At 70.9% G+C, this 4,217-nt stretch carries 3 protein-coding genes; all 3 read left to right on the plus strand.

The window, feature by feature from the left end:
- The coding region (locus tag BN10_RS14940) for an AGE family epimerase/isomerase (protein WP_198014076.1) at positions 1-1,063 on the plus strand (1,063 nt) is incomplete at its 5' end.
- A 4-nt stretch (positions 1,064-1,067) separates the two neighbouring features.
- Positions 1,068-3,335, plus strand: coding sequence for an MMPL family transporter (locus tag BN10_RS14945; protein ID WP_010852083.1), 2,268 nt, complete (start codon positions 1,068-1,070; stop codon positions 3,333-3,335).
- Positions 3,336-3,344: 9 nt separating this feature from the next.
- Positions 3,345-4,109, plus strand: a complete 765-nt coding sequence (locus BN10_RS15955; protein ID WP_010852084.1) for a cytochrome b5 domain-containing protein — start codon at positions 3,345-3,347, stop codon at positions 4,107-4,109.
- The last annotated feature ends 108 nt before the right edge of the window (positions 4,110-4,217 follow it).

Here is a 4,217-nt window from a genome sequence, read left to right on the forward strand (position 1 = left end):
TCGGCGGCCGCTGCCGGACCGCCCACCCGCCCTCTTCCTCACCGCCCGCATGGCCTGGGTGAGCAGCGCTGGTGTGCGCGACGGCATACCCGGCAGTGAGCGCTTGCTCGACCACGCCATGGACTCGCTGCTCGGCTTCCACTGGGACTCCGAGAACCGCGGGTGGCTCACGCAGCCGGGCACGCCGACGCGCAAGGCGACCTATGACCACATGCACTGCGGAATGGCCGCCTCGGGGGCCCTGGCCGCGGGCCACCCACGCGCCCACGAGCTCCTCGACCGGGTCGTCGACGTCGTCGACACGCGGCTGTGGAACGAGGAAACCTTGACCTTGCGGGAGTCCTTTGCCGACGACTGGAGCGACGAGGAGGACTACCGCGGGGCCAACGCCAACATGCACGGCACCGAAGCGATGATCCTCCTGGGCCACGCCACCGGGGATCGCCGCTGGCACGACCGTGCGCTCGCCGTCGCCGACCGGCTGATCAACCACGCCGCCCGGGACCAGCAGTGGCTGCTGCCCGAGCACTTCACCGCCGAGTGGGTCCCGGACCTGGGCTACAACCGCGACCAGCCGGAGGACCCCTTCCGGCCCTACGGCGCGACCTTCGGGCACTCCCTCGAGTGGGCCCGATTCCTGCTCCAGCTGCATCGCAGTCCGTGGGTGGGCGGGCCGTCGTGGTTGCCGGAGTCGGCCGAGGCGCTGACGCGGCGCGCACTCGACGGCGGCTGGGGCATCGACGGCGTCGAGGGCATCCCCTACACCGTCGACTGGGACGGCACTCCCGTCGCCTCGGTCCGGCTGCACTGGCCGGTCTGCGAGGCTATCCAGGCGTCGGCCGAGTTGATCCGCACGACCGGGGACGAGCATTGGGAGCAGTGGTACAGCAGGCTCTGGGACCACGCCGCCGCCGTGTGGATCGACGAGAACGGCGCCTGGCGCAACGAGGTCGACGCCAACCTCCACGAGGCAGGGTCGGTCTGGCCCGGACGCCCCGACGTCTACCACGCCGTCGGTGCGCTGCGCAGCCCGCACACGGCGGGCAATCAACCATTGGATTGATGCGGTGACCGGGCGCCACGAGACCGATCACCGGCACGGTGGTCGGGTGAAGAATCCTCGCGCCGTGGTCGTCGTCGCCCTCCTCATCGTCCTCGCCTGGCTCGGGATCGGCGGGCTCGGCGGCCAGTCGGTCGGCAAGCTCTCCCAGGTGCAGAAGAACGACTCCAGCGAGTTCCTGCCCCTATCGGCCGAGAGCCGTGAGGTGCAGCAGACCGCCAAGAAGTTCACCGGCAGTCAGGCTCTCCCGCTCATCGTCGTCGCCACCGCCGAGGATGGCTCGACCCTCACCCCCGACGCACTGGCCGCCCTGGGCCGCCTCGCCACCGACCTGCCGGGGCTGGCCGTCGAGGGCGGCTCCGCCACCGTCGCCGACTACCTCACCGCCCCCTCGGTGCCGATGATCCCGAGCGAGGACGGCAAGGCCGCCATGCTGGTGCTCTCGCTGGACCAGACCAAGTCCTCGACGCCCGACAGCGCCGGGGAGCGCGCCCTGGGACCGATCGCGACCGTGGTGGGGGACGCGGCCGACGAGGCGGCATCGCAAACTGGCCTCACGGCATACGTCACGGGGCCGGCGGGCTATGTCGCGGACATCGTCAAGGCCTTTGCCGGCATCGACGGCCTCCTGCTCGGCGTGACACTCGGCGTCGTGCTGCTCATCCTGCTCGTCGTCTATCGCAGCCCGGTGCTCCCCTTTGCCGTCCTGCTGTCCGCGATCTTCGGCCTCAGCCTGGCCGGCGCCATCGTCTACCCGCTGGCCAAAGCCGGTCACATCGACCTCTCCGGGCAGAGCCAGGGGATCATGTTCATCCTCGTCGTCGGCGCGGCCACCGACTATGCACTCCTCCTCGTCGCCCGCTACAAGGAGGAACTCCACGAGCATGAATCGCCCTGGCAGGCGATGAAGGTTGCCTGGCGGGCCACCGTCGAGCCGATCCTGGCCAGCGCCGCCACCGTCATCCTCGGCCTGCTCTGCCTCCTGCTTGCCGACCTCGGCAGCACCCGCGGCCTGGGGCCCGTCGGGGCGATCGGCATCGTCGGCGCGCTGCTCGCCTCCCTCACACTGCTGCCCGCGCTGCTCGTGCTCGGACGGCGCTGGATCTTCTGGCCGGCCATTCCGCGCCCGGACCACGACGGGGTCACCCGTCACCTCGACGAGATCGGCACAGCGAGCCCCACGACCACGCCGGAGGGCGCGAGCGCCCCCGCCCGACGCGCGACGGGCTGGGCTCGACTGGCCGGTTTCGTCGGTCGCCGCCCTCGCGCCACGTGGGTCACCACCGCCGTCATCCTCCTGGCGTGTGCGGCCTTCGCGCCCACCTTCACCGCCAAGGGGATCCAGCAGTCCGAGGTCTTCCTCATCGATGTCGCCTCGGTCAGCGGTCAGCGCGTCCTCGAGGAGCACTTCGACGCGGGCTCCGGCTCCCCCCTGACTGTGATCGTCCCCCAGGACAAGTCCGCCCAGGCCCTCGCCCTCCTGGACCGCACGGACGGACTGACCGGTGCAGCGGCATACACGGGGGTGGCGGGACCGCCGGCCGGCGTGCCCGGCGCGCCCACCGTCCAACCCAAGGTCGTGGACGGGCAGGTCATGCTGCAGGCGACCCTGGACAGCCAACCCGACTCCCCGGAGGCCGAGCGCCTGGTCAGGGCCCTGCGCGCCGACCTCGACACCGTCACCGATCAGGCCCTCGTCGGTGGCCGCGCCGCCGAGGCGACCGATGTCAACACGACGAGCAACCGCGACCTGCTGCTCATCGCCCCGACCATCACCGTCCTCGTCTTCCTCGTCCTGATGCTGCTGCTGCGCGCCGTCGTCGCCCCCTTGCTCCTGCTGGTCGCCAACCTGCTGTCCTTCGGCGCAACCCTCGGCGTCAGCGCGATCGCCTTCAACCACGTCTTCCGATTCGGTGGCGCGGACCCCACGACGATCCTCATCGGCTTCGTCTTCCTCGTCGCTCTCGGCGTCGACTACTCGATCTTCCTGATGACCCGCGCCCGTGAGGAGACGCCCAAGCGCGGCACCCAACGCGGCATGCTCGTCGCGCTGGCCGTCACCGGAGGCGTCATCACCAGCGCCGGGATCGTGCTTGCCGCCACCTTCGGAGCGCTCGCGGTCATCCCGCTGCTGTTCCTCGCGCAGGTCGCCTTCATCGTCGCCTTCGGTGTGCTCCTGGACGCGCTCGTCGTCCGCTCGCTCCTCGTGCCGGCGGCCGTCGTCGATCTCGGCGACCGCACCTGGTGGCCGAGCGCGCTGGCCCGCCGCGGGTAACCTCGCGCAGTGACCTTCGACGGCCTCCCACTGCACCCACTCGTCGTCCACGCCGTCGTCGTTCTGCTCCCGCTCGGCGCGCTCGGCGTGCTGGCGCTGGTCTCGGTGCGCCGCTGGCGGGAGAGGTATGCCGGTCTGCTGGGTCTGGTCCTCGTCCTCGCCACCGCGTCGGCGTTCGTCGCGAAACTGTCCGGGGAGTCTCTGGCCGAGCAGGTCGGCTCCCCAGCGAAGCACGAGGTCTGGGGGGAGCGGCTGCCGTGGGCTGCCCTGGCGCTGCTTCTCTTGGGCGGTGGCTGGCTGGTCCTGGAGCGGCGCCGTCGGTCGGCGATCGGACCGGACGGGGCTCATGACGTGGCAGACCGGCCCGCCTCCTCGTCACTGGTCAGCATGCTCCCGGCGGTCCTGGCGGCCGTTGCAGCGATCACCGTGCTGTGGATGACCTTCATGACCGGCCACTCGGGAGCCACCGCCTCGTGGGCTGGCCGCACCGCCGCGACCAGCGGCGCCGCACCCTCCCCGAGCATCACGTCGCGCGAGGGTCAGTACACGATGGCCCAGGTCGCCGAGCACGCCACCGCCGCCTCCTGCTGGTCGGCGATCAACGGCGACGTCTATGACCTGACGACCTGGATCCCCCAGCACCCGGGGGGCGCGAACGCGGTCCGGTCGATCTGTGGCACCGACGGCTCGGCAGGGTTCAACTCGCGCCATGCGGCGACCAAGGAGGCCCAGGAGAAGTTGCCGGAGTTCAAGATCGGCACCCTGCTGCGCTGACGCGACGAATCTCGGTCGGCACCCTCCCATTTCTCATCCCAGTTCGTATGCCGCGACGTATCTCGGGTCGTGCGCCCTCCCATTTCTCGTCCCAGTTCGTATGCCGCG

The organism is Phycicoccus elongatus Lp2 (assembly GCF_000367525.1).
Taxonomy (GTDB): domain Bacteria; phylum Actinomycetota; class Actinomycetes; order Actinomycetales; family Dermatophilaceae; genus Phycicoccus_A; species Phycicoccus_A elongatus.